Raw genomic sequence first — 24,665 nt, 5'->3', positions numbered from 1 at the left:
CGCCCGCTCCGGCAGCCGGGGCCTACACGGCGGGCGGCCTTTCGGGCGCATCGGTACCGGTTCTCCGCTGCCGCACGGCGCGGCGGGGAACCACGGAAGCAGTCACCAGCGCGCCCGTCTTTATTCGATGTCGGGCGGCGAAATCCCCTGTTACGGTGGGCCGATGGCATCGGTCAGACAGGTCCAGGTCACCTTCGACTGCGCGGCACCGGAGCGCCTCGCCCGCTTCTGGTGCGAGGTGCTGGGGTACGCCGTACCGCCGCCCCCGGAGGGGTTCGCCACCTGGGACGACTACAGCGGCTCGCTGTCGCCCGAGGAGCGGGACTCGTGGTTCGCCTGCGTCGACCCCTCCGGTGCGGGCCCGCGGCTGTTCTTCCAGCGCGTTCCCGAGGGCAAGACCGCCAAGAACCGGGTGCACCTCGACGTGCGGGTCGGCACCGGTCTCGTGGGCGAGGAGCGCCTGGCCGCGCTCGAGGCCGAGTGCGCGCGGCTGATGGCTCTCGGCGCGAAACACGTGCTGACGCAGCGCGCCGATGGCGTCAACGAGTCGTGCATCACGATGCAGGACATCGAGGGCAACGAGTTCTGCCTCGACTGACCGTCCTCCGAGGCGGCGAGGCAGGGAGCCGCCTCCCTGGGCCCGGGCTTCGGCCGGCCCTCACCCACGGCAACGCAGCCGGGAGGCCCGACGGCCGCCACCGGCCCCGGTCGCCGGCGCCTGCCGGTCACGTACGCGTCCTCCCCCGTCAGGCGCCCCGCCCCCGCGGGCGGGGCACGATCCCCCGGCAGGCTGCTCCCGCTTCCGGTGACGGCACCGGACGCTAGGCTCGGTGATCCGCCACCGACGACCAGCCACGGGGAGCGCACGTGTCGGCAAGTGACCAGGTCAGCGAGCACTTCGGCGCCGACGGCATGCGTCGTTTCTCCACCGCGGCCCTCTACGGCGCGACGGTGCCCGCTGACACCGCGCGGGCGCTGGAGGAGACCGGCGTCCCCGTCGCGGTGGGGCCGTACTTCCGGGCCTCGGCCGTCAGCGAGGCCGTGCGGCTGGGCGTGTACGCGTCCCACCACCGGCTGGACGCGCCGCCGCCCGAACTGGAGGGCTGGGTGCGGCTGGCCGACGACCGCGGCGCACAGCTGTGTGTGCGGCCGGACGGGGCCGTGCAGGCCGTGTTCCTCTCCGAGGCCGTACCGGACATGTTCGTCAACACCGGTGTGGAGGTGCTCAACCGCTCCCTGACCGCCCTCGACCTGGCGCTGCCGCGCATCGCGGCGGCCGACGGCATGGAAGGCTCGGCCGCGGTCTTCCGCGAGCTGAACGCGGAGCTGCGGGAGCTGGATCCGGCGGCCTTCGCCGAGCGGGAGAGCTGGTGGCCGAGGGTGCTGGACGACGTACGCCACACTCTCAACTTCCCGTTCTCCGCCGCCTTCGAGTTCACTTCCGCCGGAGGGCAGAAGGAGATCGTGACCGACCGGACCGGCCCGGGACGCCTCCACCCGGAGGAGCGGATCTGGCAGCGGCTGTCCTCCTCCGGCGTCACGCCCGGACGTGTCACGCGCGTCTACTGCGAGCTGGAGCCGTGCCTGATGCCAGGTCACTACTGCGCGGTGTGGATGCAAGAACTCTTCCCGCACGCGGAGTTCACCCACAGCTTCGACTACGGGCAGAGCGCCGAGTCCCGCGAGGAGGGCTTCAGGCAGCTGATCGTCCATGCCGCCGAGCAGGCTCGCGGGCGGCGGTGAGGGCGGTATGGCGGACACGGCGGGCATACGTCTGCGGCGTCCGGGTGCGGGCCGCGAACCGGCGGCCGCGGCCCTGCTGGGCTGGCTGACCGACGGGCGGGCTCCCCGGCTGTGCCTGGTGACGGGCCCGGAGGGGGCGGGCAAATCCCATCTGCTGGCATGGCTGGTCCGGTACGGCGGCACCCGGTCGGGCGAGGGCGGCGACCGGCGCGTCCACGCGGTGGCACCGCTGGCTGGGGCGGGTGTGCGAGGAGCGTCCTGGCTGCTCGCCGACGACCTGCGCGTGGCCGCCCGGGCACCGGGCGAACTGGTCGAGGCGGTGGCCGCCGACACCCGGCGCACGGTCCTGGCCGTCGCCGACCTCCATGCGGCCCACCGTTCCGAGGCCGTCGTGGAGCAGGTGCTGCTGCCGCTGCTGCGCCTCCCGCACGTCCGGCTGCTGGCCGAGTCCCGTACCGGTGAGCCGTGCACCGCCGCGCTGCTCGACGCGGTGGCCGACCCCGCCGTGCTGGATCTGGCGGAGGAGCGCTGGACGGACCGCGACGGCTTCACGCGCTGGGCGGCCGGGCGGAAGCCGGGCGCGGACGCGGCGGAGGCGTACCCCTTGCCCGGCCTCGTGCCGGGAAACACCGCACAGGAACGGGAGCCGTTCCGCCCATCGGCTCTCACTCCCTCCTCAGCGGTCTTCGCCGACCCGCACTCGGTCACCGCGTACCTGGAGGACGCCGAGCGGGACGGGGAGCACATCGGCGCACTCGGGCGCGCCTGGCTGCTCGCCGGGCAGTCCCTCTGCCGTGAACAGATCCCCTCCTCCCGGGCGCTCGTCCTGCTGGCGGCGCTCGGCGACGGAGCCGACGAGGCCGACGAGGGAACGCGGAACGAGCTGACCGCCCTCGCCGCTCCCGAACCCTGGCGGGTGGTGCGCTCCCTCACCCGGGACGACGGTGGACGGGGCTGGCCCGGCCCCGTCACCGCCCTGGCCGCCGGGCGGGCCGAGCACGGCGGCGCCCTGCTCGCCGCCGACCACCTCGCAGACGTGCGCGTGCTGGAGCCGGAGCGCCGGACCGTACGCGGCAGACTGGCCGCCGACGAGACGGGCGGGGTCCGCTCGGTGTTCTGCCTCCCGGAGGGAACGGTGGCCGTGCTGGACGAGTGGGGGCGGGTGCGGCCGGCCGGCGAGGTGGCCGAGCCGCTTCCCGGCCTGCGTATCCGGGTCCTCGTCGATCCGGACGCCGACCCCTGGAAGGCGCTGCGGGACGCGGTCTTCGCCCTCCCCGGGGCCGTCGGTGCCGCTCTCACCACCGCCGCCCCGCTACCGGACGGTGTCGCCTTCGGCGACGAGCGGGGGCACGTCCACGTCCTCGCCCGGGACACCGCCTGCCCCGACCCTCTCTCCCGGGCGCTGCACCGGGGCCGTGTGACGGCGCTCGCGGCGCTCCCCCTCGGCCCGGACGGGCCGGTGCTGCTCTACTCGGGCGGGCTGGACGGATGTGTACGGGCGTGGGGACCGGGGGCGGAGCCCATGCCGTCGCCGGTGCGTGAGCGGCCCGTCCCCGTCGTCGCGCTGAGCGCCGCGCCGGGTGCCCTGGTGGTGGCCTGGGCGGACGGTCTGGTGGAGTACGAGCCCCTGGACGGCGGACCGGCGATCGCCTTCCGGCCCGGCCCTCCGGTCCGCGCGGTGTGCTGCCTCGGCGGGGACGGTGACGCCCCACTGGTGGCGATCGGCATGGACGAAGCTCTCATCACACTTGCTCCCCGGCTCCCCTCCAATTGACCTCGAACCCCGACACGCCTGTCGAATAAGCTTGTTGGGCTTTTCGCACAAGCCGATGCATCCGCCGATCGGCAGGCCGAGGGGTGGGGACGGGGGAGACGGCCGCATGGGCATACAGGTCCCGGAGGACCTCCGGGACATCATGGAGCTGGTCGGCATCGACTGGCCGGACATCGACGAGGACGAACTCAGGGACACGGCGAAGGAGTACCGCGACTTCGCCGACGAACTGCGCGACACCATCCGGAAGGCGAACCGGGCCTGCAGCCACGTCACCGCGGGCAGCAGCAAGGGCGAGGCGGTCGACGCCTTCAAGCAGCGCTGGGGCAAGGTCTCAGGCCAGGACATGAAGAACCTGGCGAAGGCCGTCGACGTGCTGGCCGACGCCATGGACTCCGGCGCCGGTTATGTCACCACCTGCAAGCTCTCCATCATCGGCAGTCTCACCACGGCTGCCGCCAGCATCACCGGCAGCGTCATCGCCGCCTTCTTCACCGGCGGACTCACCGCCCTGCTGGGCGCCGCGGCCGCGGCCGCGCTGCGGCAGGCCGTCAAGGAGGCGCTCGACCTCCTCGTCTCCAAGCTCGTCGAGCTGGCCGTCGAGAAGATCGAGGGCGAGGTCCTGGGACTGCTCGAGGGCCTCTTCGACGGCAGGACGGGCTCGGGTGGACGCGACAAGCACGGCAAGCTGCTGCCGGAGGGCTCCGGCGCCCTGGGGCAGGAGCTGTGGATCGAGTTCGCGGAGTTCGAGGACGCCATCGCCGAACTCGGCGACGAGCACGACCGGTTCACGAAGAAGAAGGACGGCTTCACCGGCAAGCGCGAGAAGCGCAGCCTGGTCTCCAAGAAGGACGACCGCTTCGCCAAGTTCGGCGCCGCCGTCGACAAGGCCGAGGACAAGGTCGAGCTCTCCGTGCACAAGATGAGCAAGGAGCTCGAGAAGAACGTCGACGGCCTGGACACGACCAAGCGCTCCAACGACAAGAACGAGAAGGACACCAAGGAAAAGTTCGACAACTGCCGCCGCCACGACGACGATGACGAAGTTCGTACCTACATCCTGAACTCGGACGGTTCAGTGGACCGGCTCCTGCCCAATGGCACCCTTGACCCCAAGGGACTCGACTCCACCGACAGGGCGAACCTCGCCAACATCACGGACAACGGAAAGGTATGGCGCCCGGAAAGCAGAAGCGAACAGCGCAAGTGGCACACCAAGAAGGGACACACCGGGACGGCCTCTTCCCGTAGAGTGGATCCCTCCGAAGACGAACTCGGGCAAGCCACCCAACTCGCCCGCAAAGCTCGCAACGACTACGGTGGCGGAAATTACGCAGCCGGACGCTACATCGATCCGGAAAGTGGCCGGGAATCCATTCTCGTCGGCTACAGCGACAACAAATACCACTCCGAGCGAAACATCGGGCATCCCCTGCTGCACAAGGGAATGGAATCAGGACTCAAGGAGATATTCACAGAACGAGAACCATGTCAAAAATCACCCAGATGCGACAGATGGCTCGACTATTTCTTCAAGCCTGCGAACCCGGACTTGGACGTCACTTACGCGGCCAGATACGACCAAAGCGACAAGGGAACGCAGAACGATGAACACGAAGAATATATAGCCAGACTAAAGAAGGCTCACGGGAAGAGCTAGGAAGGGATTTTGCCCGCAGTGTCCGAAGTTGCACCAAACGACCTCGTCAGGGCATACGGACTGACTGGAGTCGTATACTTTCCCCGATACTCTACGAGCGCCCTGGAAGTTCGCACAGAAAATTTCCTGAGCTCGATCGGAGTGCCGCATGACGAAATTTTCACGTCACGCGCAGATGTCGGCGAGCCGGAACCTGATCCGATCGAACTCGGCCCACTTTTCGAGCTCGACGAGCAGGAATGCCCCGAGGAACGCAGAGACTGGCTCGCGCTGGGGTACCTGCGCACCGCGCTCATCGTCCTGGATCCTCGTTCAGGAGCAGTTCACGCTTACGCCGAGGGCGAGATCGAGAGTCACCCACTGCATCGCGACATCGAATCCTTCGCATTCTGCATGATTCAATTCCGCAGGCTACGCGACGCTAGATCCGCCGACACAGACGTGGCTCTCCTGGTTCAACGTTTTCGCGAAAGCGTCACCGCCCACGACTCAACCCCATTCCAATACGAAGACTCCGAGTGGAACCTTATTCTCGACGAGATCCGCGACGGAATCTGGTAGCTCTGCTCCGGTGGCGTACGGGGTTCGAAGCAGTCGTGAATGCCACCCGTCTGCGGACCGAGAGCCGACCCCCTTCCATTCGCCGCCCCGGCGTGCCAGTGTCATGGGGTGTCCGAGGAGGTCATCGCTGGGATGTGGACGTGAAGACACGTAGGGCCGGATGAGGGAACTGAGGTTCTCGGTCACGCACGATGAACTCGTCACCGTGTTCGGCGCAGGGCGGGTTTCCCGGTCCCGCCATGGATTTCCCGTGCACGGTGGGGCTGCCGTCCATGCCGAAGGCGGAGATCGCCGCACCCGGTGGAAACTGCCTGCTGTGGGGGCCGGACGAGTTGCCGGAGAAGGGCCAGGAGCGCTCCGGGGGACACTGAAATGGGTCACCCTGGGCAACATACCCGGCTCCACCCTGTTTCTGGATCCGGCGACCGGCACCGTCCACAGCTCCTACGGTTATCCGAGCGACCCCGAGCAGCACATCGCGCTGCACTCGGACGTCTCCTCACTGACTTACACCGTCTACGTGGTGAAGAAGGCCCTTCCCGGCATCGCCGCAGCCGCCACATACGAGCAGCGCGAGGAGATGACCGAGGAGATCCGGCACTTCATCGACGAGCGGGACCCTCTGGTCTTCGCAGATGAGGACAGCGAGTGGAGCGGTGCCTTCGACGAGATCGCCATGGGGATGTGGACCTGACCGAGGTTCCCGTACCGCCTCCCCGGCAGGCGGGCGGCGCGGCCGCCGAGGGAGGCCGCCCACCTCGTCGAGGACGACGTCCGGTCAGTAGTGGGATTCCTCGGTGCTCCTGAACGGCGGACAGGCGACCGGATCGAGCGAGGCGGGAACGCCGATCATGGTCCTACCGCACTTGACCTGCCTCACCCCTGGCCGAGAACTGGGCGGCCAGTTTCTACAGACCCGGACTCCGGCTTCCCGTCACGCCGTCCACGCGTCCAGCGGCGACGATTCCGACGAGGACGGTGATCGGTCCCAGGATCAACTCGGTCGCCCTGATCGACTTGTAACCGGCGACGGCGATGCTCTCGCCCCTGCGTGGCATGTGCTCAATCTATCGGCGTACGACTGCTCCGACGGCTCGGACATGCGTCCTCGCCTCCCGCTCCGCCTCGGGTGGGGAGGGCGTCCCCTCCCCACCCGGTGGACGTGACGCCGGGTCGTACGGGTCAGCCGCGGTGGGCGGCCTGGACGAGGAGGACCACGGCCACGGTGGAGACGGCCACCAGGATGGTGGTCCAGGTGCACGACTCCAGGCGCCCGCGGCGCGTGCGGTGGGACATCACGTCCGGCACCCCCTCCGGTCCGGGCAGCCGAACAGGGCTGTGTGGTCGGCGGGTTCGGCGGGTCGGGCCGGTTCGGCGATGCGGCGGGCGTGGGCGGTGAGGGCGGCGGTCTCGTACGTCCAGCCGCGCCCGGTGTCCGCCTCGGCCCGGACGCGGGCCGGGTCGTGGAAGGCCGGCGGGGCCAGGCAGCCGCGCATCCCGCGCAGCATCGCGGGCACGTCCTGCCCGAGCAGTACGCCGTGGAGCACGCGCGGCAGGAACCGGTGCGGGTCCCGCTCCGGCCGTACGGTCCAGCACAGCCGGTACCAGTGCCCGGCGCCGGGCGGGGGCGCGGCGGCGGACTCCCGCGCCTCCGGCGCGGGGTGGCACGGGCAGGCGCACACCAGGTGGCGGACGCCGGGGACACCGCTGTCGCGCGGTTCGCCGTCGGCGCAGTGCCCGTGCCGGCCGATCACACAGGACGGGGAGCGGTACTCCGCCTCGTTCACCACCGAGCACCCCCGGCCGCCGCGTGGATGTTCCGGGTGTCCAGGTCCAGCCCCATCGTCGCCAGCCACAGCACCCGCCGCCGTCGCCGCGTCGCCCGCTCGTGAACTGCCCGCTCGTGAGCTGCCCGCTCGTGGGCCGCCCAGTACGGCCGCACCAGCGCCGAGTCCGCCCCGTCCAGTGGCCGGACCTGCTCGCGGCTGTACGGCGAGCGCGGCGCCGGGATCCGGCCGACGGCCCTCGCGCCGGTCGGCGCGGGCCGGGCGGAGCCGGTCCGGCGCGGGGGCGCCGGGGCCGGGACGGGGGTCCTGCGGTGCCGGCCACCGGCCGGAAGCAGCCGGGCGAGCAGCGTTGCGAGGACGGGACGGCGTGCCCGTCCGAGGGCACTCGCGATAAGGTCGCGCACGTCGTCAACTCCTGTGTAGTTGGTGGCCACGCCCCCGGACCGGTTCCAGCGGTCGCGGGGGTCTTTCCGTTCCGGCGTGAAGCAAATCACACCGTGATGCATCTAGATGTATCACGATGTAGATAGAGCTAGCCATGCGAACTGTTGTATGACTAGCTAGCTTCAAGGCATGAGCCTTGATCCGGAGTCGGGACGCCCGCTGTACATGCAACTGGCGGATGTGATCGAAGCGAAGATCGCGAGCGGTGAGTACGCGCCGGACCGGATGATCCCGACCCCGGCCCGCCTCTCCGAGGAGTACGGGATCGCCCAGATGACCGCGCGCCGCGCCATGCGCGAACTGCGGGAGCGCGAGCTCGTCTACACAGTGCCCGGCAAGGGTTCCTACGTCGTGCCCGAGCCCAAGACCTCAGACGGCTGACCCCTTGATCGACTTCGCCTCCGACGTACCCCGGTGGATGCAGGTGGCCGACGTGATCCGACAGCGGATCGCCGACGGCACCTACCCGCCGCGCACCCGCGTGCCTTCGGTGATCCAGTTGCAGGCCGAGTTCGGCATCGCACAGGCCACCGCGCAGAAGGTGCTCAGCCGGCTGCGCGCGGAGGGCGCCACGTACACCGTGCCGGGGCTCGGCAGCTTCGTGGCCGAGCCCAAGGAGTAGGGCCGTCGGCGGGCGCTCCCCCGGAGAGGACGCGCCGGGCCCGGAACGCGTGCGCGTTCCGGGCCCGTGGCCGTACGGGGCCGCCCCTCGCGGGGCCGGTCCTTACGGGAGCCACTTCTCCCAGGTGGACTTGTTCTCCTCGGCCCACTTGGCCGCCGCGTCCTCCGAGGACATGCCGTCCCCGGCGATCCACTTGGCGACCTGGTTCTGCTGCTCGGTCGACCAGTTGAAGTTCTTCAGGAACTGCGCGGCGTCACCGCCGTCCTTCGCGAAGTCGGCGTTGAGGTACTTCTGCAGCGGGGTCTCGGGGTAGGCGCAGGCGACCTTCTCGGGGTCGGCGTCGCAGCCCTCGGTGTACTCCGGCAGCTTCACCTCGACGAAGTCGATCTCGGCGTTCAGCCACTGCGGCGTCCACCAGTACGTCAGGAAGGGCTTCTTCTCCTTGACGTACTTCTTGATCTGGGTGATCTGGGCGGCCTCGCTGCCCGCGTAGACCGTCTTGAGGTCCAGGTCGAGGTTCTTGATGATCGCGTCGTCGTTGGTGGTGTACGACGGCGAGCCCTCCAGGAGCTGGCCCTTGCCGCCGCTCTCGGTGGTCTTCAGCTCGTCGGCGTACTTGTCGAGGTTCTTCCAGTCGGTGACGTCGGGGTTCTCGTCCGCGAAGTACTTGGGCACGAACCAGCCGATGTGGCCGGTCACCCCGAGGTCGCCGGCCTCCACGACCGTCTTGCGCTCCTCGATGTAGCGCTTCTCCTTCTTGGGGACGCCGCCCCAGTCCTCCAGGATCGCGTCGACCTTGCCGCTGTCGAGCGCGTCCCAGGCGACCGGCTCGTCCATCTGCTGGAGCTTGACCTTGACGCCCAGCTCCTCCTCCAGGACGTGCTTGGCGACGGCCGCGTTGGCCTCGGCGCCGACCCAGGAGGGGACGGCGATGGTGACGGTGTCGCCGCCGGCGGCGGAGGCGGAGGTGTCGGCGGCGCCGCAGGCGCTGAGCGCGGCCATGCCGAGGACGGCCGAGCCGGCGGCCAGGGTGGTGCGTATCCGTCTGCTGTTCTTGCCGGTGTTCATGCCGGATCTCTCTTCCTGTGGTGCGTACTTGTACGTCTGTGTGTGTGGGGGGGGGTGGGGTGTCGGGGGCCTCAGGTCAGCGCCGGTCGCGGGAGGCGGCGGGCTGGGTGATGCGGTCCAGGAGCACGCCGAGGCAGACGATCGCCGCGCCGGCGGTCAGGCCGATGCCCAGTTCGCTCTTCTGCAGGCCGTAGACGACGCCGTAGCCGAGCGCGCCGCCGCCCACCAGGCCGCCGATGACGACGATGGCCAGGACGAGGACGACCCCCTGGTTGACGGCCAGCAGCAGGGCGGGCCGGGCCAGTGGGAGCTGGACGTGGCGCAGTTGCTGGCCGGTGGAGGCGCCCATGGAGCGGGCGGCCTCCAGCGCGCCCGGGTCGGTCTCCCGGATGCCCTGGGCGGTGATGCGGACGACCGCGGGCAGCGCGTAGACCACCGCGGCGATGATCGCGGCGGTGCGGCCGACGTTGAACAGCGCCACCACCGGGATGAGGTAGATGAACTGCGGCATCGTCTGCATCACGTCGAGCACCGGCCGGATGGCCCGGTCCACCCAGGACACCCGGGCGGCCAGGACGCCGATCGCGACGCCCAGCAGCAGGGTGACCACCAGTGCGGCGAGCACCTGGGAGAGGGTGTTGAGCGAGGTGGGCCACAGGCCCATCGCGCCGATCGCCGCCAGCGCGGCCACGGCGGTCAGGGCGGTGCGCCAGGTGCCCGTCAGCAGGGCGAGGGCGGCGGCGGCCAGGAGCAGCAGCCACCAGGGGGCGCCCTGGAGTCCGTCGCGCAGCGGGTTGAGCACCCAGCGGGCGAAGTTCTCCGACCAGGTGGCGGTGCCGCCGATCAGGGGGATGCCCGAGCCGAGGTTCTCGGTGATCCAGCCGACGGCGGTGTTGACCGGGCCGGAGATGCTCACGGTCCACTGCTCGGGCCACTCCCGGCCCAGGGCGGCCGAGCCGGCCGCGGAGACCGCGGCGACGAACGCCGCGGCGGCGGCCCGTACCGACCAGGTGCGCCTGCGGCTCGCGGGGGCGGAGGCGTCGTCCAGGCGCGCGCCTGCGGCGGCGGTGGTGCGGTCCAGCCAGATCGCGATGAGCACGATGGCGATGCCGGGGCCGAGCGCCTGGCCGACGTCCACCCGCGACAGGGCGGTGAAGACCTCGTCGCCCAGGCCGCCCGCGCCGATGACCGAGGCGAGGACGACCATCGACAGGCACATCATGATGGTCTGGTTCAGGCCGAGCAGCATCTGCCCGCGGGCCAGCGGCAGCCGGGCCGTGACCAGCCGCTGCCAGGCGTTCGCGCCCAGCGAGGCGGACGCCTCCAGCGCGGCCGGGTCGGCGCCGCGCAGGCCGAGCGAGGTGAGGCGGGCCATGGGCGGTGCCGCGTAGATGACGGTGGCGATCAGGGCCGAGGGCGTGCCGATGCCGAAGAGGAGCACGAACGGCAGCAGGTAGGCGAACGCCGGCATCACCTGCATGGTGTCGAACACCGGGCGCAGCAGCCGCTCGCAGCGGTCGGAGAGCCCGGCGGCCAGGCCGAGCGCTGCGCCGATCAGCGCGGCGGCGGCGACGGCGACGACCATCAGCGCCAGGGTCTCCATGGCGGGCGCCCACAGGTCCAGCAGGCCGATCACGGCGAAGGTGCCCAGGGCGGTCGCGGCGGTGCGCAGGGCGCGGCGGCCGGGGTCCGCGCCGCCCGCCAGCCAGGCGAGGACGGTGGCGGCGGCCGTCACGCCCGTCCAGCCGAGTCCTTCGAGGAGGGCGAGGACGCCGTCGACGGCGGAGACGGCGTTGTTGCTGATGTGCAGCAGGAAGTACAGGAACAGCCAGTGCGACTCGCGGTTGTCGACCAGCCAGGCGTCCAGTTCGTCCAGCGGCGTGCGGACGTCGTGGGTAAGGGCGTCCGGCCAGCCTCCGCTGCCCCACGCCGAGGCTGCGGCGGGGACCGCCACGAGGGCGAGGAGGGCGAGGACGAGCAGTCTGCGGGCGGCCGACCGGCCGGGGGCGCGGGCGGCCAGGCGGCGCAGGGCGCCGGGGCGGCCCGGGGGTCCATCGCGGTCCGGGCCGGATCCGGGGGCGGTGGAGGCCGTCCTCCCGGGCTCCCCGGGCTTCCCGGGCTCCTTCTGCGTGCCGACCTTTCCGGTCTTCCCGGTCTTCCCGGCCTTCCCGGTCTCGTGCTGGTTCTCCGGCTTCCCCGGTTCCGGGGTCGGGGCGGAGGGGGCGGGGGTGGCGGTCGTCATACGGCGGCCACCTCCCCGCCGGTGGTATGGGAGTCGGCGGCGCCGGGGGCCGGTCCGGCGGCGTCCGGGTCCAGGCCGGCGACGACGGCCAGCAGCCGGGCGTGGTCGACGATGCCGAGGGTGCGGCCGTCCTCCACCACGCGGACGTGCCCGCCGCTGCGCGCCACGGCCTCGACGGCCTCGGCGACCACCGTGCCGGGGGCGAGGGCGACACCGGTGTCCGCCTCGCCGGCGAGCGCCGGGCGCATCGCGCGGCGCACCGAGATGACCTGCTCGCGCGGCACGTCGCGGACGAAGTCGCGCACGTAGTCGTCAGCCGGGGCGGCGACGATCTCCTCGGGGGTGCCGAGCTGGACGATCCCGCCGTCGCGCATCAGCGCGATGCGGTCGCCGATGCGCAGCGCCTCGGCCAGGTCGTGGGTGATGAAGACCATCGTGCGGCCCTCCTCGCGGTGCAGGCGGATGACCTCCTCCTGCATGTCGCGGCGGATCAGCGGGTCCAGCGCGCTGAACGGCTCGTCGAACAGCAGGACTTCGGGGTCGACGGCGAGTGCGCGAGCCAGGCCGACGCGCTGCTGCTGGCCGCCGGAGAGCTGGCCGGGGCGGCGCTCCCCGAGTCCGGCCAGGCCGACCTTCTCGATCATCTCGGCGGCGCGGGCGCGGCGTTCGGCCCTGCCCACGCCCTGGATCTCCAGGCCGTAGGCGACGTTGTCGACGACGGTGCGGTGCGGCAGCAGGCCGAAGTGCTGGAAGACCATGGCGGCGCGGGTGCGGCGCAGTTCCCGCAGCCGGGACCGGTCCATGGCCAGGACGTCCTCGCCGTCGATGTGGAGGGTGCCGGCGGTGGGCTCGATCAGCCGGGTCAGGCAGCGCACCAGGGTGGACTTGCCGGAGCCGGACAGGCCCATGACGACGAAGACCTCGCCGCGGGCGACGTCGAAGGAGACGTCGCGGACGGCGGCGGTGCAGCCGGTGCGCTCGCGCACCTCGGCGGCGGACAGCCCGGTCAGGGAGGTGTCGCCGGGGACGCGGTCGGCCTTGGGGCCGAAGACCTTCCACAGGTTCCGGACGGAGAACACCGGGTCGTCGGTCTCCGGCGTCACTGCGTCCGGTGCTGAGAAGGCTCCGGAGGGAGTGGCTGGGGCTGCGGTCACGCGGCACCTCCCGGTGTCGTGGTGTCGTCGGGCTCGTCGTGGGACTCGTCGCGGCCGTCGCGGTCGTCGCGGAGCAGGTCGGCGGCCTTCTCACCGACCATCAGCACGCCGATCATGGGGTTGACGGCGGGGATGGCGGGGAAGACCGAGGCGTCGGCGATGCGGACGCCGTCCAGGCCGCGGATGCGCAACCGCGGGTCGACGACGGCCAGTTCGTCGTCGGCCGCGCCCATCCGGCAGGTGCCGGCGGGGTGGTAGACGGTGTGGGCGACCTTGCGGGCGTACTCGCTCAGCTCCTCGTCGGACGTGATGTCCGGGCCGGGGCAGACCTCCCGCCTGAGCCAGGAGTCCAGCGGCGCGGTCCCGGCTATCTCGCGGGCGATGCGGATGCCGTCGACGAGGGTGCGGGCGTCGTAGTCCTCGGCGTCGGTGAAGTAGCGGAAGTCCAGGGCCGGTTTGACCGAGGGGTCGGCGCTGGTGAGGTAGAGCCGGCCGCGGCTGCGGGGCTTGGGGATGTTGGGGGTCATCGACACGCCGTGGGCGGGGCGTTCGTAGCCCAGCCGCTCGGGGTTGTCGGTGAAGGGGATCTGGTAGAAGTGGAACATCAGGTCGGGGCCGGGCGAGTCCGGGTCCCGGCGGACGAACAGGCCCGCGTCGGAGTCCATCGCCGAGTTCTCGGGGATGGGGCCGTCGGTCTCCCAGACGATGACCGACTCGGGGTGGTCCAGCAGGTTCTCGCCGACGCCCGGCAGGTCGTGGACGACCGGGATGCCCAGGGCCTCCAGGTCGGCGGCCGGTCCGACACCGGAGTGCAGCAGCAGCCGCGGGGTGTCCACGGCGCCCGCGCACAGCACGACCTCGCGCCCGGCGCTCACCAGCGTCTCCTCGCCGTCGGCGGTGCGGACGCGGACGCCGGTGACGCGGCGGCCGTCGTCCCCGCCGAACTCCAGGCGGTACGCCCAGGTCTCCAGCCACAGCTCCAGGTTGGGCCGGTCGCCGGCCTCCATGTGGGGGTGGAGGTAGGCGACGGAGGCGGAGGAGCGCTTGTTGGTCTCCGGGTGGTAGGCGAGGTCGAAGAAGCCGACGCCCTCGGTGAACGGCCTGGCGTTGAAGCCCTCCACGCGCGGTACGCCGAGGGCCGCCCGGGCGGCGTCGACGAAGTCGCGGGCGATGGCGTTGCGGTCCTTCTCGTCCACGGCGACGATGTTGTTGCGCAGCCGGTGGTAGTAGGGCTCCATCGCGATGGCGTTCCAGCCGCTCGCCCCGGCGTCCTCCCACTCCTGCCAGTCCGAGGGCAGCGGCTTGAAGGAGATCAGGGTGTTGTGCGAGGAGCAGCCGCCGAGCACCCGCGCGCGGCTGTGCCGGATGTGGGAGTTGCCGCGTGGCTGCTCGGTGGTGGGGTAGTCGTAGTCGAGGTCGCCGCCGAGCAGGCCGAGCCAGCGGCGCAGGGTCAGTACGTCGGGGCGGTCGGCGTCGGAGGGGCCTCCCTCGATGAGGGCGACGGTGGTGCCGGGGTCCTCGGCGAGCCGGGAGGCGATCACCGAGCCGGCCGTACCGCCGCCGATCACCACGTAGTCGTAGGTGGTCTTGCTGGGCATGAAGGTGGTGCTCCTACAGGGGTGTCGCGTCGGGGGTGCGCGGGAGTGGGTGGGTGCGCGCGGGGGCGCCCGGGCGCGTGCGGGGTCAGCCGGCGAACCAGCGCACCGGCGCGGGGCGCAGGTTCTCGTAGACGTGCTTGGTCTCGCGGTACTCGTCCAGCCCGGAGGGGCCGAGTTCGCGTCCCACGCCGGAGCGGCCGAAGCCTCCCCACTCCGCCTGCGGCAGGTAGGGGTGGTAGTCGTTGATCCACACGGTGCCGTGGCGCAGCCGGGCGGCGATCCGGCGGGCGCGGGCGGTGTCGGCGGAGAAGACGGCGCCGGCCAGGCCGTACTCGGTGTCGTTGGCCAGGGCCACGGCCTCGTCCTCGGTGCGGAAGGTCTCCACCGTCAGGACCGGGCCGAAGACCTCCTCGCGCACCACGCGCATCGTGCGGTCGCAGCGGTCCAGGACGGTCGGCGGGTAGAAGTAGCCGGTGGCCGGGAGGGTGTCGGAGGGCTTCGGGCGCTCTCCGCCGCAGCGCACGACGGCCCCCTCGGCGACCGCGGAGGCGACGTACTCCTCGGTCCTGTCGAGCTGTTGCTGGGAGACGAGCGGGCCGCACTCGACGCCGGGCTCGGTGCCCCGGCCGAGCCGGATGCGGCGTGCGCGGCGGACGAGTTCGGTGACGAAGCGGTCGTGGACGGACTCCTCCAGGATGAGGCGCCCACCGGCCGAGCAGACCTGGCCGCTGTGGACGAAGGCGGCGTTGAGGGCCTGGTCGACGGCGGTGTCGAAGCCCTCCTCGGTGGCGCAGGCGTCGGCGAAGACGACGTTGGGGTTCTTGCCGCCCAGTTCCAGGGCGACCTTCTTGACCGTGGCGGCCGCGGCGGCGGCCACCTTGGTGCCGCTGGCCAGGCCGCCGGTGAAGGAGACGAGGTCCACGCCGGGGTGCTCCGACAGGCGGGCGCCGACCGGGTCGCCCGCGCCGGTGACCAGGCCCGCCACGCCCGCGGGCAGGCCGGCCTCGGTCAGCAGCCGTATCAGGTGGACGGTGGACAGCGGGGTGATCTCGCTGGGCTTGACGACGAAGGTGTTGCCCGCCGCCAGAGCCGGTGCGATCTTCCAGCTCGCCTGGAGCAGCGGGTAGTTCCAGGGGGTGATCAGCGCGCAGACGCCGACCGGCTCGTGGACGACGACGCTGTGCACGTCCGGGCTGCCCGCGTCCACCACGCGCCCGCCGGAGGTGCCCACGGCCTGGTCGGCGAAGTAGCGGAAGGCGGCGGTGACGTCGTCGACGTCGATGCGGCCCTCCTCGATGGTCTTGCCGGTGTCCATGGACTCGGTGAGCGCGAGCTGTTCGCGGTCCCGCTGGAGGAGGTCGGCGGTGCGCCGCAGCAGCGCCGCCCGCTCGGCGACGGGGGTGCGGGGCCACACGCCGGTGTCGAAGGCGCGGCGGGCGGCCTCGACGGCGGCGTCGGCATCCTCGGCGCCGCCCTCGGAGACGACCGCGAGCACCGTCGCGTCGGCGGGGTCGAGGACCTCCCTGGTTCTTCCGGAGAGGGAGGGGCGCCACTCCCCGTCGATGTGCATGGTCTCGATTGCCGACACGTTCCGTACTGCCTTCCTCGCATGGTGCTGTTGCCGCCCGGCGGGCCGAGCGACCCGGTCCCATGCCCCATACCGAGGAATTCATTCTTTTAATCCATGGCAAGTGGCGTGCTTCACACAGGAAACCATGATCACTTGGGATCTATGTAAACGGATTTAAGGGGATGGCGGGATATGGAGGACATTGCGGGCACTACATGAAGCACCCGGGCGGGTACGGGGAGCAGCCCGGCGCCGGAACGCCGAAGGCCCCCGGCTCGCAGGAGCCGGGGGCCTTGTGTGCGCAGGCGCTCCGGAGCGGGTCCGGAGCGGGATCGGCGCGGGTCCGGGGATGCCGGATCAGATGAGGCCGAGACCGCGGACGGCCTCGCGCTCCTCCTCCAGCTCCTTGACGGAGGCGTCGATGCGCGCACGCGAGAACTCGTTGATCTCCAGGCCCTGGACGATCTCGTACTTCCCGCCGGAGCAGGTGACCGGGAAGGAGGAGATCAGGCCCTCGGGGACGCCGTAGGAGCCGTCCGAGGGGATGCCCATGGAGGTCCAGTCGCCCTCCGGGGTGCCGTTGACCCAGGTGTGGACGTGGTCGATGGCGGCGTTGGCGGCGGAGGCGGCCGAGGAGGCGCCGCGGGCCTCGATGATGGCGGCACCGCGCTTGGCGACGGTCGGGATGAAGTCCTCGGCCAGCCACTTCTCGTCGTTCACGGCCTCGGCGGCGTTCTTGCCCGCGACCTCGGCGTGGAAGACGTCCGGGTACTGGGTGGCCGAGTGGTTGCCCCAGATGGTGAGGCGGCGGATCTCCGACACCGGGGTGCCGGTCTTCTTCGCGAGCTGCGACAGGGCCCGGTTGTGGTCCAGGCGGGTCATGGCGGTGAAGCGCTCGGCCGGTACGTCCGGGGCGGCGGCCTGGGCGATCAGGGCGTTGGTGTTGGCCGGGTTGCCCACGACCAGGACCTTGATGTCGTCCGCGGCGTGGTCGTTGATGGCCTTGCCCTGCGGCTTGAAGATCCCGCCGTTGGCCTCCAGCAGGTCGCCGCGCTCCATGCCCTTGGTGCGCGGGCGGGCGCCGACCAGGAGGGCGACGTTGGCGCCGTCGAACGCCCTGTTCGGGTCGTCGGTGATCTCGATGCCGCGAAGCAGCGGGAAGGCGCAGTCGTCCAGCTCCATCGCGGTGCCCTCGGCGGCCTTGAGACCCTGCGGGATCTCCAGGAGGCGCAGCGCGACCGGCACGTCCGGGCCCAGCAGCTGGCCGGAGGCGATGCGGAACAGCAGCGCGTAGCCGATCTGGCCGGCGGCGCCGGTGACGGTGACATTGACGGGAGTGCGGGTCATGGCGGTCTCCGTTTACCTGACAGTGGCGGCTGGGTCTCCAACGTATCTCTACGTCAAGAGACCCGGCGTCAGGCTATCCGACGGCCCCACCTCGGGGGCAGCCGCCCGCCGGAGGGGGGAGCGGCGGGCGGCTGCGGGGGGACGTACCGCACCCGTGGGGGGGGGTACGGCATCCCGCATGCCCCGGATTTCCGGCGTCATGCCGTCCGGGATCGGCCGGATCCGCCGGGTTCGGGGGCCCGCGCCCGCGTCGGCCCCGGCGGCGGTTCCGGCCTCGGCGGCGGTTCCGGCCCGGTCAGCGGATCGTGAAGTGGACGACGTCCTCCAGGAAGGGGATCTCCAGCACGGGATCGGGCTGCGCCATCAGCGCCAGCAGCACGATGGCGGTGCCCAGCACTCCGTACGTCACCACGTCCGTGAAGCGGGAGCGCACCGCGAGCATCCCCACCGACGGCACCGCCCAGCGCAGCACGGCCCCGGCGAGCACGGACAGGCCGACGGTCAGCAGGCCCGCGCGGAAGTGGCCGAGCGTCACCAGCAGGCCGGCGGCCGTCCCGATCAGCACGCACAGCAGCGGCCACTGCCGCGCGGGCGCGGGGGCGTCCCCGGGGGCCGCCCGCCCGCCCCCCTCGGGGCGGGCGGTGTCACGGGTGATCAGCGGGAACCGCCGGGACGGGCGCCGGCCGGCGCCGGCGGCCTCACCGGCCTGCCCGCTCCCCCCGGCTCCTTCGGCCCCCACGGGCCCTTCGGCCTCTTCCGCCCTCCCGGCCTTCCCCGCCCCCGTCCCCGTCTCAGCCGACACGGTCCGCACCCGCGGCGCGCTCCGCCGCCTCCACCACGTTGGCCAGCAGCATCGCCCGCGTCATCGGGCCGACGCCGCCCGGGTTCGGCGAGAGCCACCCGGCGACCTCCGCGACGTCCGGGTGCACATCGCCGGCGATCTTCCCCGTCACCGCGTCCCGGCTGACGCCCACGTCCAGCACGGCCGCGCCCGGCCTGATGTGCTCGGGACGGACCAGATGCGCCGCGCCGGCCGCCGCCACCACGATGTCCGCCCGGCGCAGGTGCTCGCCCAGGTCCCGGGTGCCGGTGTGGCACAGGGTCACCGTGGCGTTCTCCGAACGGCGGGTGAGCAGCAGCCCGATGGAGCGGCCGACGGTGATGCCGCGGCCGACGACGGCCACGTCCGCCCCGTCGATCTCCACCTTGTGGCGGCGCAGCAGCTCGACGATGCCGTTGGGGGTGCACGGCAGCGGGGCCCGCTCGTTGAGCACCAGGCGGCCGAGGTTCGTCGGGTGGAGCCCGTCGGCGTCCTTGGCCGGGTCCATCAGCTCCAGGACGCGGTTGGTGTCGATCCCGCGCGGCAGCGGGAGCTGCACGATGTAGCCGGTGCAGGCCGGGTCCTCGTTGAGTTCGCGGACGACCGCCTCGATGTCCTCCTGGGAGGCGGTGCCGGGCAGCTCGCGCTGGATGGAGGCGATGCCCACCTGGGCGCAGTCGCGGTGCTTGCCCGCGACGTACTTCTGGCTGCCGACGTCGTCGCCGACCAGGAGCGTGCCCAGGCCGGGCTGGATGCCGCGTGCCCTCAGGGCTTCTACGCGGGCGGCGAGTTCGGTCTTGATCGCGGCTGCGGTGGCCTTGCCGTCGAGAATCTGGGCGGTCATGGGGCCATCCTCCCGGATACGCAGGCCCGGTCTCCAATCGCGTCCGCACCGTGCGGCACCTCCGGCACGGAGAGCGACGGGAGTGTCACGGAAGTCCTCGTTCCCCGGTGCGGCGGAGGCGGGCGTTGCGGATTCGCCACAGTCCCCTGCCTTGTCTGGACAGCATCATCCCTGCCCACCAGCATGGTCGCGGGTGCCGTGCCCGCGGGGGGCCGACGGGTGCGGCGCACGGGGGAGGCACGCTCATGTACGACCCGTTCCTCACGCAGCGGAGCTGCGGGGGCGCCGCGGTGTTCCTCCGGACGTCCCCCTGGACATCCCCTCGGCCCCGGCCCGTCCGCTCGTAAGGAAGACGCTCATGAGCTACCCGCAGCAGCCCGGCGGCCAGCCGCAGGGCCCCTACGGCCAGCAGCCTCCGCAGCCCGGCCCCGGCTACGGCTACCCGCAGCAGGGTGTGCCGCCGCAGCCCGGCTACGGCTACCCGCAGCAGCAGCCCGGCGGGGCGTACCCCCCGCCGCCCGGCACCGTCCAGGCCAACAACGGCTACATCAGCATCGCCCACCTGGGCACCGTACGGATCGCGACGATGGGGCAGCGCTTCCTCGCCCGGCTGATCGACGGTCTGATCATCGGCGCGGTCTACTCGGTCATCGTCTTCGCCGGCCTGGGAAGCGCGATCGGCCTGTCCTCGACCGCCTCCTCGGGGGTCGAGGACTGCGGCAGCTACATGGACCCGGGCTACGACGCGTGTGTCGACCAGAACCTCGCGGACGCGGCCAGCGGTATCACCGCGATGATGTCCGCCCTGTTCACGATGGTCCTGCTGATCTCGGTGCTGACCCTGGTCTACGAGTGGCTGATGGTCGGCCTCAGGGGGGCCACCTTCGGCAAGGCGGCGCTCGGGCTGAAGGTCGTCAAGGAGGCCGACGGGCAGGTCCCGGGAGTCGGCGGCGGCTTCATCCGCTACATCGTCCCCCAGGTCGGCCTGCTCGTGTGCGGCATCGGCCAGACGCTGGTCTACCTGTCGCCGTTCTTCGACAACAGCGGCAAGTTGCAGGGATGGCACGACCGGGCAGCGGGCACTGTGGTCATCAAGAAGTAACGCGGCCCGCGGGAAGCCAGCGGAACGTCGCACCCGGAGGCGGGTACGGGGGCCGCACCGCGGGAGACCGCGGCGTGGCCCTTCCCGGCCGCCGCACCGACCGCCCGGAGGAGAACGCCATGAGCAGCTCCGACCCGAACACCCCGAACGACCCCTACCGGAAGAACCCGTACGACCAGCCTCCCGGAGGGCAGCCGGGCGGTCCGCCGGCCGGGCACTACGGCCCCTTCGGCGGCGCCGAGGAGCATCCGCTGGCCCCGCCGCCCGGCCCGATGGGCTCCCCCGGCGGACCGCCCGGGGCGATGCCGCGCAAGGTCGGCTCGTCCCGGATGATCTTCTTCATCGCCGGCGGGCTCCAGGCCCTCTTCTCACTGCTGGCGATCATCACCTTCGCCGCGGCCGAGGACGACCTGGAGGAGACCTACGGCGACCTGGGCGTGAGCACCGGCATCTACTACGCGATGTTCGTCTTCTTCCTGCTGCACGCGATCGCCGGCATCGTGCTGGCCGTGAGGTTCCCGCAGGGCGGCAACGGACTGCGGATCGCGGGTGTCGTCTGGTCGGCCGTCCTGGTGCTGATCGGCCTGGCCACGCTGCCGCTCGGGCTGCTGTGGCTGGTGCTCGGCATCGTCTGCATCGTGCTGCTGTCCTCCGCCGAGTCGGCGGCCTGGTTCAACCGCCCGCGGACCTGAGGACCGGTACGGCGGCCCGTACGCACCGCAGGCCGCGCCCCCGCCGGGGCGCGGCCTGACGTGCGTCCACCTCAGTGGAAGAAGTGCCGGGTGCCCGTGAGGTACATCGTCACACCCGCCGCCTTCGCGGCCTCGACCACCTGCTCGTCGCGGACCGAGCCGCCGGGCTGGACGACGGCCCGCACGCCCGCGTCCGCCAGGACCTGGAAGCCGTCGGGGAAGGGGAAGAAGGCGTCGGAGGCCGCGTAGGAGCCGCGCGCCCGCTCCTCGCCGGCGCGCTGGACGGCGAGCCTGGCGGAGTCCACCCGGTTGACCTGGCCCATGCCGACGCCGACGGTGGCGCCGTCCCTGGCCAGCAGGATCGCGTTGGACTTCACCGCCCGGCAGGCGCGCCAGGCGAAGGCCAGCTCGGCCAGCTCCGCCTCCCCCAGCGCCTCGCCGGTGGCGAGCGTCCAGGCGGCGGGGTCGTCGCCGTCGGCCTGGAGGCGGTCGGCGACCTGCAGCAGCGCACCGCCGTCGACCGGCTTGTGCTCCAGGCGGGCGGCCGGGGCCTCGGGGCAGCGCAGCACGCGGATGTTCTTCTTGCGGGCCAGCACCTCCACCGCGCCGTCCTCGTAGTCCGGGGCCACGATGACCTCGGTGAAGATCTCGGCGACCTGCTCGGCCATGGCGACGGAGACCGGGCGGTTGACCGCGATCACGCCGCCGAAGGCGGACAGCGGATCGCAGGCGTGGGCCTTGCGGTGGGCCTCGGCCACGTCCGCGCCGACGGCGATGCCGCAGGGGTTGGCGTGCTTGATGATCGCCACGCACGGCTCGGTGTGGTCGTGGGCGGCCCGGCGCGCGGCCTCGGTGTCCGTGTAGTTGTTGTAGGACATCTCCTTGCCGTGCAGCTGCTCGGCACCGGCCAGGCCGCCGGTGCCGTCGCTGTAGAGGGCGGCGGCCTGGTGCGGGTTCTCGCCGTAGCGCAGCACGTTCGAGCGCCGGTAGGCGGTGCCGAGGAACTCGGGGAAGCCGGAGTCGTCGGCCGGGGCGTAGTCGCTCGCGAACCAGGAGGCGACGGCCACGTCGTAGGCCGCGGTGTGCGCGAACGCCTCGGCGGCCAGGCGGCGGCGGGCGGCGAGGTCGAAGCCGCCGCCGGCGACGGCCTCCAGCACCTCGCCGTAGCGGCCGGGGTTGACCACGACGGCCACGGACGGGTGGTTCTTGGCGGCGGCGCGGACCATCGAGGGGCCGCCGATGTCGATCTGCTCCACGCACTCGTCCGGGGACGCGCCGGAGGCGACGGTCTCCCGGAAGGGGTAGAGGTTGACGACGACGAGGTCGAAGGGCTCCACGTCCAGCTCGTCGAGCTGCCGGCGGTGGTCCTCCAGGCGCAGGTCGGCCAGGATGCCGGCGTGCACGCGCGGGTGGAGGGTCTTCACCCGGCCGTCCAGGCACTCGGGGAAGCCGGTCAGCTCCTCGACCCGGGTGACCTCCACGCCCGCGGCGGCGATCCGCGCGGCCGTCGAGCCGGTGGAGACGAGCTTGACGCCCGCCGCGTCCAGGCCGCGGGCCAGCTCCTCCAGGCCCGTCTTGTCGTAGACGCTGACCAGCGCGCGGCGGACGGGCCGCCTGGTGGCCTCGGTGGTCTCGGTGGTCTCGGAGCCTTCAGTCATGACCGAGAATGACCTTTCTTGCCTCGATGCGGTAGCCGTGGCGGGCGATGCGTCGCACCGTGTCGACGAGCAGCCGCCGCTCGACTTCCTTGATCCGCTCGTGGAGCGTGGATTCGTCGTCCTCCTCCCGCACCTCGACCACGCCCTGGGCGATGATCGGGCCGGTGTCGACGCCGTCGTCGACGAAGTGGACGGTGCACCCGGTGACCTTCACGCCGTACGCGAGCGCGTCGCGCACGCCGTGGGCGCCGGGAAAGCTGGGGAGCAGGGCGGGGTGGGTGTTGACGAAACGCCCGCCGAACCGGGCGAGGAACTCCTTGCCCACGATCTTCATGAAGCCCGCGGAGACCACCAGGTCGGGCTCGTACGCCGCCACCGCCTCGGCCAGCGCGCGGTCCCAGGCGTCCCGGCCGGCGTGGTCGCGCACCCGGCAGACGAAGGTGGGGAGCCCGGCGCGCTCGGCGCGCTCCAGTCCCGCGATGCCGTCGCGGTCGGCCCCGACGGCGACGATCTCGGCGCCGAAGGCGTCCGGCCGCTCCTCGGCGATGGCGTCGATGAGGGCCTGGAGGTTCGTGCCCGAACCCGATACGAGCACCACGACGCGGGCAGGGGAGTGGGCGGCGAAGGAACGGGAAGCGGAAGCCACGACGAGGCTCTTCTCGGATCTCTCGATGGGACGGTGCGGCTTTGTACGGTCGTACGAATCCATGGGGCGGACGAATCCGGGGAACCCTACGAAGCGGCCGACCGTCAGCAACGATACCGGCACACCGGACAGCCCCCTCGGGACGGGGGGACGGCCGCCCGGTAGCGTCTGGGCCACACATCGGCGAACGGCCCGGGGCCGGGACGACATCTAGGGGAAGACACAGAGCACATGACGGACCGACGACGCCGCGCGGCCCCTGAGACCTCGACCGGGATCCCGACCGTTACCGCCCCGGGCCCGCTCCGGTGGCGGCCCCCCTCCGGCCCGTCCCCCTCCGGTCCGCCTCTCCTCGGTCCGTCCCTCTCCCCCGGCCGGATCTCCCCCGGCCGGATCTCCCGCGACCGGGGGGACGACAACCCCTTCGCCGCGCCGCCCGAGGGCCGCCCCGAGCAGCCCTGGCGTCCGCGCGGGCCCCAGGGGTCCGACTCCTCCGGCTCCTCGGACTCCTCAGGCTCCTCGGGCTCCTCAGGCTCCTCCGACTCGCCGGACTCGCCGCGGGGCGACGGGAACGGCGACCGGCCGGAGGGCTCCCCGCCCGACTGGGGCAGCCGGTGGAGCAGCCGCCAGCCGGGCCGCCAGAGCGGCGGCTTCGGCAGCGGCGGCCGTCCGGAACAGGGCGGCGGACAGGGCGGCGGGCCCGGCGGCATGCGCTGGGACCCGACCGACCCGGTCCAGCGCCGGGCCCGGTACGCCCTGGTCGTCGGCGGCTGGGGACTGATCTTCTCCTTCTTCGGCTTCCCCTGGCTGGCGGTGCCGCTGGGCGCGCTGGCCGTGTACTGGGGCATCGGCGCCATCCGCGGCAAGCCGGGCACCGGCTCCGGCGCGGGCGGCGGTACGGGCGGGGGTACCGGCACCGGCACGGAGACCGGCCGGGCGGCCGCCAGGCCCGAGGACGTGGCCGGCACCGACCGCTCCACCGCGCCCGGGCCCGGCGCGGGCCCGGCGCCCGCGCCCTCCGGCCCGGAGGCCGGCCGCTCGGGCCGGCCTCAGCTGGCGGCGGCGGTGACCGGGCTGGTCACGGGGATCCTCGCGCTGGTGGTCATCGCGGCGCAGTTCACCGTCCAGCTCGTCTACCGCGACTACTTCGTCTGCGTCGAGGACGCCCTGACCACCTCCTCCCGCGAGGCGTGCGAACGGCATCTGCCCGAGGAACTGCGCCCGCTGTTCGGCGACCCCGGGCAGGAGTGAGGCCGGGAGCGGCCGCCACGGCCGCGGGGCCGCCGGGGGCCTCGCGGCCGGCACACGTCAGCGCCCGCGGGCCGGGCGCAGC

At 72.3% G+C, this 24,665-nt stretch carries 24 protein-coding genes; 11 read left to right on the top strand and 13 right to left on the bottom strand.

What is annotated here, in order from left to right:
• Positions 1–163: 163 nt before the first annotated feature.
• The 6 genes from ACLIYP_RS16130 (at position 164) to ACLIYP_RS16105 (ending at position 6,432) form a co-directional block, all read left to right on the top strand.
• On the top strand, positions 164–598 hold the full coding sequence (locus ACLIYP_RS16130; RefSeq protein WP_412713828.1) for a VOC family protein: 435 nt from the start codon (positions 164–166) through the stop codon (positions 596–598).
• A gap of 269 nt (positions 599–867) precedes the next feature.
• Entirely contained in the window at positions 868–1,743 is an 876-nt protein-coding gene (locus ACLIYP_RS16125; protein WP_412713827.1) for an SUKH-4 family immunity protein, read from the top strand.
• Between the two features lie 7 nt (positions 1,744–1,750).
• Positions 1,751–3,517 carry a hypothetical protein gene (locus tag ACLIYP_RS16120; protein WP_412713826.1) on the top strand — a complete coding sequence of 589 codons (1,767 nt, stop codon included), beginning with the start codon at positions 1,751–1,753 and terminating at the stop codon, positions 3,515–3,517.
• 106 nt (positions 3,518–3,623) lie between these two features.
• Positions 3,624–5,177, top strand: coding sequence for a WXG100-like domain-containing protein (locus ACLIYP_RS16115; RefSeq protein WP_412713825.1), 1,554 nt, complete (start codon positions 3,624–3,626; stop codon positions 5,175–5,177).
• A gap of 18 nt (positions 5,178–5,195) precedes the next feature.
• Positions 5,196–5,738 (top strand): SUKH-4 family immunity protein, encoded by a 543-nt coding sequence (locus ACLIYP_RS16110; RefSeq protein WP_412713824.1) that lies wholly within the window; start codon positions 5,196–5,198, stop codon positions 5,736–5,738.
• A gap of 316 nt (positions 5,739–6,054) precedes the next feature.
• A complete protein-coding gene (locus tag ACLIYP_RS16105; RefSeq protein WP_412713823.1) occupies positions 6,055–6,432 on the top strand; it encodes an SUKH-4 family immunity protein in 378 nt (125 codons plus the stop codon).
• 214 nt (positions 6,433–6,646) lie between these two features.
• Here ACLIYP_RS16105 and ACLIYP_RS16100 read toward each other — a convergent pair whose 3' ends face one another.
• From ACLIYP_RS16100 to ACLIYP_RS16090, 3 genes are all read right to left on the bottom strand, one after another.
• Positions 6,647–6,796 carry a hypothetical protein gene (locus ACLIYP_RS16100; RefSeq protein ID WP_412713822.1) on the bottom strand — a complete coding sequence of 50 codons (150 nt, stop codon included), beginning with the start codon at positions 6,794–6,796 and terminating at the stop codon, positions 6,647–6,649.
• Between the two features lie 237 nt (positions 6,797–7,033).
• Positions 7,034–7,525, bottom strand: a complete 492-nt coding sequence (locus tag ACLIYP_RS16095) for a hypothetical protein (RefSeq protein ID WP_412713821.1) — start codon at positions 7,523–7,525, stop codon at positions 7,034–7,036.
• A complete protein-coding gene (locus ACLIYP_RS16090) occupies positions 7,522–7,929 on the bottom strand; it encodes a hypothetical protein (RefSeq protein WP_412713820.1) in 408 nt (135 codons plus the stop codon). Before ACLIYP_RS16090 ends, ACLIYP_RS16095 begins: the two co-directional genes overlap by 4 nt.
• A gap of 169 nt (positions 7,930–8,098) precedes the next feature.
• Here ACLIYP_RS16090 and ACLIYP_RS16085 point away from each other — a divergent pair, with 169 nt between their 5' ends.
• Together ACLIYP_RS16085 and ACLIYP_RS16080 are read left to right on the top strand one after the other, a co-directional pair.
• A complete protein-coding gene (locus ACLIYP_RS16085; protein ID WP_093851134.1) occupies positions 8,099–8,350 on the top strand; it encodes a GntR family transcriptional regulator in 252 nt (83 codons plus the stop codon).
• A gap of 4 nt (positions 8,351–8,354) precedes the next feature.
• Positions 8,355–8,591, top strand: coding sequence for a GntR family transcriptional regulator (locus ACLIYP_RS16080; RefSeq protein ID WP_410536940.1), 237 nt, complete (start codon positions 8,355–8,357; stop codon positions 8,589–8,591).
• Between the two features lie 102 nt (positions 8,592–8,693).
• On the opposite strand, the gene ACLIYP_RS16075 is transcribed toward ACLIYP_RS16080, so the two are convergent.
• The 8 genes from ACLIYP_RS16075 to ACLIYP_RS16040 all read right to left on the bottom strand — a co-directional run bounded on the left by ACLIYP_RS16075 (position 8,694) and on the right by ACLIYP_RS16040 (position 19,234).
• Entirely contained in the window at positions 8,694–9,659 is a 966-nt protein-coding gene (locus ACLIYP_RS16075) for an ABC transporter substrate-binding protein (RefSeq protein ID WP_412713819.1), read from the bottom strand.
• Between the two features lie 76 nt (positions 9,660–9,735).
• Positions 9,736–11,901: an ABC transporter permease subunit gene (locus ACLIYP_RS16070; RefSeq protein WP_412713818.1), complete on the bottom strand. Its 2,166-nt coding sequence runs from the start codon at positions 11,899–11,901 to the stop codon at positions 9,736–9,738.
• Positions 11,898–13,004 carry a quaternary amine ABC transporter ATP-binding protein gene (locus tag ACLIYP_RS16065; protein WP_412713838.1) on the bottom strand — a complete coding sequence of 369 codons (1,107 nt, stop codon included), beginning with the start codon at positions 13,002–13,004 and terminating at the stop codon, positions 11,898–11,900. Before ACLIYP_RS16065 ends, ACLIYP_RS16070 begins: the two co-directional genes overlap by 4 nt.
• 47 nt (positions 13,005–13,051) lie before the next feature.
• Positions 13,052–14,653 carry a GMC family oxidoreductase gene (locus ACLIYP_RS16060; RefSeq protein ID WP_412713817.1) on the bottom strand — a complete coding sequence of 534 codons (1,602 nt, stop codon included), beginning with the start codon at positions 14,651–14,653 and terminating at the stop codon, positions 13,052–13,054.
• An 85-nt stretch (positions 14,654–14,738) separates the two neighbouring features.
• Complete coding sequence (locus ACLIYP_RS16055; protein ID WP_412713837.1) at positions 14,739–16,223, bottom strand: aldehyde dehydrogenase family protein; 1,485 nt, start codon at positions 16,221–16,223, stop codon at positions 14,739–14,741.
• Between the two features lie 357 nt (positions 16,224–16,580).
• Entirely contained in the window at positions 16,581–17,570 is a 990-nt protein-coding gene (locus tag ACLIYP_RS16050) for a malate dehydrogenase (protein ID WP_412713816.1), read from the bottom strand.
• Positions 17,571–17,865: 295 nt separating this feature from the next.
• Positions 17,866–18,372, bottom strand: a complete 507-nt coding sequence (locus tag ACLIYP_RS16045) for a DUF3017 domain-containing protein (protein ID WP_412713815.1) — start codon at positions 18,370–18,372, stop codon at positions 17,866–17,868.
• Positions 18,362–19,234, bottom strand: coding sequence for a bifunctional methylenetetrahydrofolate dehydrogenase/methenyltetrahydrofolate cyclohydrolase (locus tag ACLIYP_RS16040; RefSeq protein WP_412713814.1), 873 nt, complete (start codon positions 19,232–19,234; stop codon positions 18,362–18,364). The genes ACLIYP_RS16045 and ACLIYP_RS16040 overlap by 11 nt, the downstream gene beginning before the upstream one ends.
• A 358-nt stretch (positions 19,235–19,592) precedes the next feature.
• On the opposite strand from ACLIYP_RS16040, the gene ACLIYP_RS16035 reads away from it, so the two are divergent.
• Both ACLIYP_RS16035 and ACLIYP_RS16030 read left to right on the top strand, forming a co-directional pair.
• Complete coding sequence (locus ACLIYP_RS16035) at positions 19,593–20,336, top strand: RDD family protein (RefSeq protein WP_412713813.1); 744 nt, start codon at positions 19,593–19,595, stop codon at positions 20,334–20,336.
• 119 nt (positions 20,337–20,455) lie between these two features.
• Positions 20,456–21,028, top strand: a complete 573-nt coding sequence (locus ACLIYP_RS16030; RefSeq protein WP_412713812.1) for a hypothetical protein — start codon at positions 20,456–20,458, stop codon at positions 21,026–21,028.
• A 71-nt stretch (positions 21,029–21,099) separates the two neighbouring features.
• Here the strand turns inward: ACLIYP_RS16030 and purH are convergent, their stop codons facing one another.
• Both purH and purN read right to left on the bottom strand, forming a co-directional pair.
• Positions 21,100–22,686 (bottom strand): bifunctional phosphoribosylaminoimidazolecarboxamide formyltransferase/IMP cyclohydrolase, encoded by a 1,587-nt coding sequence (gene purH, locus ACLIYP_RS16025; protein WP_412713811.1) that lies wholly within the window; start codon positions 22,684–22,686, stop codon positions 21,100–21,102.
• Positions 22,679–23,332 carry a phosphoribosylglycinamide formyltransferase gene (gene purN, locus ACLIYP_RS16020; RefSeq protein WP_412713810.1) on the bottom strand — a complete coding sequence of 218 codons (654 nt, stop codon included), beginning with the start codon at positions 23,330–23,332 and terminating at the stop codon, positions 22,679–22,681. The genes purH and purN overlap by 8 nt, the downstream gene beginning before the upstream one ends.
• A gap of 231 nt (positions 23,333–23,563) precedes the next feature.
• Here purN and ACLIYP_RS16015 point away from each other — a divergent pair, with 231 nt between their 5' ends.
• Positions 23,564–24,583, top strand: coding sequence for a hypothetical protein (locus tag ACLIYP_RS16015; protein ID WP_412713809.1), 1,020 nt, complete (start codon positions 23,564–23,566; stop codon positions 24,581–24,583).
• Positions 24,584–24,665 lie beyond the last annotated feature (82 nt).

The organism is Streptomyces nanhaiensis (assembly GCF_046614825.1).
GTDB lineage: Bacteria > Actinomycetota > Actinomycetes > Streptomycetales > Streptomycetaceae > Streptomyces > Streptomyces radiopugnans.
Note: the sequence above shows the minus strand (reverse complement) of the source record. Positions and strands in the feature narration are given on the sequence as shown.

Coding starts and splice junctions, on each gene's coding strand:
- ACLIYP_RS16050 (WP_412713816.1), bottom strand. CDS start 17,570: ATGACCCGCACTCCCGTCAATGTCACCGTCACCGGCGCCGCCGGCCAG.
- ACLIYP_RS16130 (WP_412713828.1), top strand. CDS start 164: ATGGCATCGGTCAGACAGGTCCAGGTCACCTTCGACTGCGCGGCACCG.
- ACLIYP_RS16120 (WP_412713826.1), top strand. CDS start 1,751: ATGGCGGACACGGCGGGCATACGTCTGCGGCGTCCGGGTGCGGGCCGC.
- ACLIYP_RS16060 (WP_412713817.1), bottom strand. CDS start 14,653: ATGCCCAGCAAGACCACCTACGACTACGTGGTGATCGGCGGCGGTACG.
- ACLIYP_RS16040 (WP_412713814.1), bottom strand. CDS start 19,234: ATGACCGCCCAGATTCTCGACGGCAAGGCCACCGCAGCCGCGATCAAG.
- ACLIYP_RS16070 (WP_412713818.1), bottom strand. CDS start 11,901: ATGACGACCGCCACCCCCGCCCCCTCCGCCCCGACCCCGGAACCGGGG.
- ACLIYP_RS16030 (WP_412713812.1), top strand. CDS start 20,456: ATGAGCAGCTCCGACCCGAACACCCCGAACGACCCCTACCGGAAGAAC.
- ACLIYP_RS16100 (WP_412713822.1), bottom strand. CDS start 6,796: ATGCCACGCAGGGGCGAGAGCATCGCCGTCGCCGGTTACAAGTCGATC.
- ACLIYP_RS16035 (WP_412713813.1), top strand. CDS start 19,593: ATGAGCTACCCGCAGCAGCCCGGCGGCCAGCCGCAGGGCCCCTACGGC.
- ACLIYP_RS16115 (WP_412713825.1), top strand. CDS start 3,624: ATGGGCATACAGGTCCCGGAGGACCTCCGGGACATCATGGAGCTGGTC.
- ACLIYP_RS16015 (WP_412713809.1), top strand. CDS start 23,564: ATGACGGACCGACGACGCCGCGCGGCCCCTGAGACCTCGACCGGGATC.
- purH (WP_412713811.1), bottom strand. CDS start 22,686: ATGACTGAAGGCTCCGAGACCACCGAGACCACCGAGGCCACCAGGCGG.
- ACLIYP_RS16055 (WP_412713837.1), bottom strand. CDS start 16,223: ATGCACATCGACGGGGAGTGGCGCCCCTCCCTCTCCGGAAGAACCAGG.
- ACLIYP_RS16075 (WP_412713819.1), bottom strand. CDS start 9,659: ATGAACACCGGCAAGAACAGCAGACGGATACGCACCACCCTGGCCGCC.
- ACLIYP_RS16085 (WP_093851134.1), top strand. CDS start 8,099: ATGAGCCTTGATCCGGAGTCGGGACGCCCGCTGTACATGCAACTGGCG.